The 4,379-nt window shown below is 62.5% G+C and carries 4 protein-coding genes; 1 reads left to right on the forward strand and 3 read right to left on the reverse strand.

What is annotated here, in order from left to right:
- The 3 genes from AWB76_RS38275 to AWB76_RS38285 form a co-directional block, all read right to left on the reverse strand.
- Positions 1 to 554: citrate/2-methylcitrate synthase (locus tag AWB76_RS38275; RefSeq protein ID WP_279616480.1), on the reverse strand; the 554-nt coding region annotated here is incomplete at its 3' end.
- Positions 555 to 591: 37 nt separating this feature from the next.
- Positions 592 to 1,599: an HpcH/HpaI aldolase/citrate lyase family protein gene (locus AWB76_RS38280; RefSeq protein WP_061165270.1), complete on the reverse strand. Its 1,008-nt coding sequence runs from the start codon at positions 1,597 to 1,599 to the stop codon at positions 592 to 594.
- A 159-nt stretch (positions 1,600 to 1,758) separates the two neighbouring features.
- Positions 1,759 to 2,745 carry a malate dehydrogenase gene (locus AWB76_RS38285; RefSeq protein WP_014251430.1) on the reverse strand — a complete coding sequence of 329 codons (987 nt, stop codon included), beginning with the start codon at positions 2,743 to 2,745 and terminating at the stop codon, positions 1,759 to 1,761.
- Positions 2,746 to 3,345: 600 nt separating this feature from the next.
- Here AWB76_RS38285 and AWB76_RS38290 point away from each other — a divergent pair.
- Positions 3,346 to 4,143 (forward strand): GntR family transcriptional regulator, encoded by a 798-nt coding sequence (locus tag AWB76_RS38290; RefSeq protein ID WP_061165271.1) that lies wholly within the window; start codon positions 3,346 to 3,348, stop codon positions 4,141 to 4,143.
- Positions 4,144 to 4,379 lie beyond the last annotated feature (236 nt).

Here is a 4,379-nt window from a genome sequence, read left to right on the forward strand (position 1 = left end):
TTCGACGGCGCGACGCCATGCAGCAAATGCAGAAAGTGCCCGCCGATGGAATCGTCGTCGGTTTCGACTTCGATGCGTTTGCCGTTGTGCGAATAGTGGTACCAATAGAGCAGCATCGAGCCGAGCGACGCCATCAGCTTGTCGGCGATATCCTTCGCGCCCGGCATGTTGTGATCGTCCTTCTCGGGCAGGATCGTGCCGAGCACGGAGACGCCGGTGCGCATGACGTCCATCGGATGCGCGGACGCGGGAATCCACTCGAGCGCGGCCTTCAGGTTCGCGGGCAGGCCGCGCAACGCCTTCAGCTTGGTCTTGTACGCCTTCAATTCGGCGGCGTTCGGCAGCTTGCCGTGCACGAGCAGATGCGCGATTTCCTCGAACTCGGACGTAGTCGCCACATCGAGAATGTCGTAGCCGCGATAGTGCAAATCGTTGCCGGTCTTGCCGACGGTGCACAGCGCGGTATTGCCCGCGGTCACGCCCGACAGCGCGACGGATTTCTTCGGCTTGAATGCGCCGTTTGCGGGCGCTTCGGTCGATGCGTTGTCCGTCATAGTCTCTAGTCTCCTTTTGCACGCTCGCGAGGCGGCGTTACTTGTCTTGTCGAGAAGATGAAGCGAAGAGCGGTGCGCATTCGTCCGGCATCGTCTGACCGGTCGCGTGCGCGCGGCGCAGCACGGACCAGTAATAGCGATAACTCGCGCGATCGTGCAGCGTGTCGCCGTGGCGCGTCGGGCCCCACTGTGCATGCTGCGCCGCGAGCAGAATCTCCGCGGCGAGCGCGATTTCTTCCGCGCGCGGCGAGAAGGCATCGACGATCGGCCTGATCTGATCCGGATGAATGCTCCACATGCGCGTGTAGCCGAATTCGTTGCGGGCGCGCGCGGCATCGTTCGCGACGACGCTCATGTCGCGCACTTCCGTCGATACGTTGTGCGACGGCACCTTCCCGTGCGCATGACACGCGGCCGCGATCTCCAGCTTCGCGCGCCGCACGAGCGGATGCTCGAACTGGCCGGGCGAGCGCATCGCGGTATCGGGAATGGCGCCGTTGTGCGCGGAGACGAAATCCATCAGGCCGAAGCTCAACGATTCGACACCCGGCAGCGCGGCCAGTTCGAATGCCTGCGCGAGCGCGCCGTGCGTTTCGATCAGCAGATGACAGGGAATGGGCGTTGCGATGCCGAACTCGCGGCGCGATGCCTCGATGAACGCGACCATCTCGGCGGCATCGGCGGCGCGGCGGATCTTCGGCAGCATGATGAACGCGGGCGCCTTTTTCGCCTGGCGCAGGATGATGCGCACGTCGTCGCGCCATGCACGATGATCGAAGTCGTGGATGCGCACACCCACGCGCCCGAAGCGGTCATCCTCGCCGCCAACGAACGATGCGACCAGTTGCGCATGCTCGGCCTCGTGACCGACCTGCGCGCCGTCTTCGCAATCGAGGGTGATATCGAATACCGGCCCGAGCTGCGCCTGCAACGCGAGCGACTTGCGGATCAGCTTTTCGCTGCCGGCGTAATGGTCACAGGGCGGAAGCACAGCGGGCTGCGGTTCGCCGTCAAACAGCACTTCGGCGGGAGTGAGAGCGCGCATCGTCGGCGTGGGGTCCGATTTGGGAAGTGGGAAGTTCGATCCTGCTCGATGATTCGAACGCGCTCGATGCTTTTCCAAGCGCGTTCGAATCACGCGCGAACGCCGCGAAGGGTTCGCGCCGGCGGGAAGCCGTTGCGGGCTTCCCTTAAAACGATGTGCTTACTTGCCGAGCAGATGCGAAACGCCGTCGCGCTCTTCGAGCAGTTCGTTCAGCGTGCCGTCCATCTTTTCGCGCGAGAATGCGTCGATTTCGAGGCCTTCGACGCGCTTGTACTCGCCGTTTTCGCACGTGACGGGCACGCCGTAGATGATGTCTTCCGGAATGCCATACGAGCCGTCCGACGGAATGCCCATCGTGACCCACTTGCCGTTCGTGCCGAGCACCCAGTCACGCACGTGATCGATCGCCGCATTCGCCGCCGATGCCGCCGACGACAGACCGCGCGCTTCGATGATCGCCGCGCCGCGCTTGCCCACGGTCGGGATGAACGTGTTGCGGTTCCATTCGTCGTCGTTGATGAGCTTCGTCAGGTCCTGGCCTTCGGCGGTCGCGAAGCGGAAGTCGGGGTACATCGTCGGCGAGTGGTTGCCCCACACGGCGAGCTTTTCGATCGACGCGACCGGCTTGCCCGACTTGGCCGCCAGTTGCGACAGCGCGCGGTTGTGGTCCAGACGCAGCATGGCGGTGAAGTTCTTCTTCGGCAGATCCGGCGCCGACTTCATCGCGATGTACGCGTTCGTGTTCGCGGGGTTGCCGACGACCAGCACCTTCACGTCGCGGCTCGCGACGTCGTTCAGCGCCTTGCCCTGAACCGTGAAGATTTCGGCGTTCGCCGACAGCAGGTCCTTGCGCTCCATGCCCTTCGAGCGCGGACGCGCACCGACCAGCAGCGCGACGTCGGCGTCCTTGAACGCGACCTTGGGATCGTCCGTGACGACCACGCCCGCGAGCAGCGGGAATGCGCAGTCTTCCAGCTCCATCACGACGCCCTTCACGGCGCCTTGCGCTTGCGGCAGATCGAGCAACTGAAGAATCACGGGCTGGTCTTTGCCGAGCAGATCGCCGTTGGCGATGCGGAACAGCAGCGAGTAGCCGATTTGACCTGCGGCGCCGGTGACGGCAACGCGCTTTGCGGACTTAGCCATTGAGAACTCTCCTGGACGGTGCGTGGAACGCTAGGGAAACGCTATTTTATGCGCGTTCGCAAAGCGTTGATGAAGACATGCTGGCCATGCCGTGCGCGAATCGCCGAGAGCGGCGCCACGTGGGCGTTGCGCGCTCGTTCGTGGATTCGGGCCGCATGAATGCGCGAGCGGCGTGACTGTCATGCCATGAATCCTTCTCTTCGAGCGAGAGGCATGCGGAGTGTTCTGGAAGGACGCCGGGATTTCGCTTGAGTCTGACGGCAACGCGCCCATACGAGACGGCGCTTGACGTTGCGAGGCGTGGGGCAGGCAGCGGCGCGCGAATCGATTGAGCGATCGGCGTGAGGCGAAAGCGAAAGGGCGTGCCTGGCGGTATGTCGCGCGATAGACGGATGCCGTGATTCAAGGTGCTTCCGAGGCTAAAAGCGCCGCGAAAAACACGCTGACCGGCGGTTCCTGCGCTCGCGCAACGACCCGCAAACCCTTGCTCGACAAGGAGTGTAGGAGCGGTCCGAGGTAATGTCAACACTATCTTATGTCTTATATAAGACATAGGAATCTTCGGGAAAGGTCTGGACGCACGGCGGCCCTTGTGTTGAAATGCGCGGCATGAATTCCAACCCGGCGAGCACGACGACCCCCAACGGCACTGCACCGGCGGCTGAGGCCGCGAGCACGCCGTCGCCGACGTTCAGCCCGCTGTATCAGCAAATCAAGGCGCTCATCACGCAAGGACTTGAGTCCGGCGAATGGAAGCCTGGCGAAATCATCCCGAGCGAGGTCGAACTGGCCGCACGCTACAAGGTGAGCCAGGGCACCGTGCGCAAGGCGATCGACGAGCTCGCCGCCGACAATCTTCTCGTTCGCCGCCAGGGCAAAGGCACGTTCGTTGCGACGCACAACGAAGACCGTGTGCAGTTCCGCTTCCTGCGCCTTCTGCCCGATGATGGCGATGTACATCCTCATGTGAGCCGTCTGCTCGAATGCAGGCGGCTGCGCGCGCCGGCCGAGATCGCGCGTCAACTGGATCTGAAGCCCGCCGACCCCGTCGTTCTTATCAAGCGCTTGTTGCAGTTTGATGGCGTGACGACCGTCTTCGACGAAATCTGGCTGCCGGGCGCGGTATTTCGCGGACTCACGGCCGAGCGCCTCGCCGATTACAAAGGCCCGCTCTACGCGATGTTCGAGACGGAGTTCGGCACGCGCATGATTCGCGCGACGGAAAAGATTCGCGCCGTCGCCGCCGACGAGACCGTCGCGCAGTTTCTCGATGTGGCGCAGGGATTTCCGCTTTTATCGGTCGAGCGCGTGTCCTATACCTATGGCGATCGCCCTGTCGAAGTGCGTCGCGGTTGGTATGTCACGACCGGTTATTACTATCAGAACGACTTGAGTTGATCGAAGGAAAAATGGGCTGCGAGCACGGGCTGAGTGCTCGTGGAACACGCACGTTAGCAGGCCTATTCTCGCGCATGGAGCAACAGTCTCTTAGACGGCTTCTCGCTGCAGCGCGAAATAAAAAGGCGCTAAAATCGCGGATTAGTGTGTTAACAAGTTGGGGTCTAGCATGGCTGAAGCCGTAAAAAAACCAAGGCCGGAATACCGGAACATCGGGATCGGCGAGATCGCGAAGT

This window comes from Caballeronia temeraria, from assembly GCF_001544795.2.
GTDB lineage: Bacteria > Pseudomonadota > Gammaproteobacteria > Burkholderiales > Burkholderiaceae > Caballeronia > Caballeronia temeraria.

Excerpts from the sequence above, each read along its gene's own strand:
- AWB76_RS38280 (WP_061165270.1), bottom strand. The coding sequence starts at position 1,599 with ATGCGCGCTCTCACTCCCGCCGAAGTGCTGTTTGACGGCGAACCGCAG.
- AWB76_RS38285 (WP_014251430.1), bottom strand. The coding sequence starts at position 2,745 with ATGGCTAAGTCCGCAAAGCGCGTTGCCGTCACCGGCGCCGCAGGTCAA.
- AWB76_RS38290 (WP_061165271.1), top strand. The coding sequence starts at position 3,346 with ATGCGCGGCATGAATTCCAACCCGGCGAGCACGACGACCCCCAACGGC.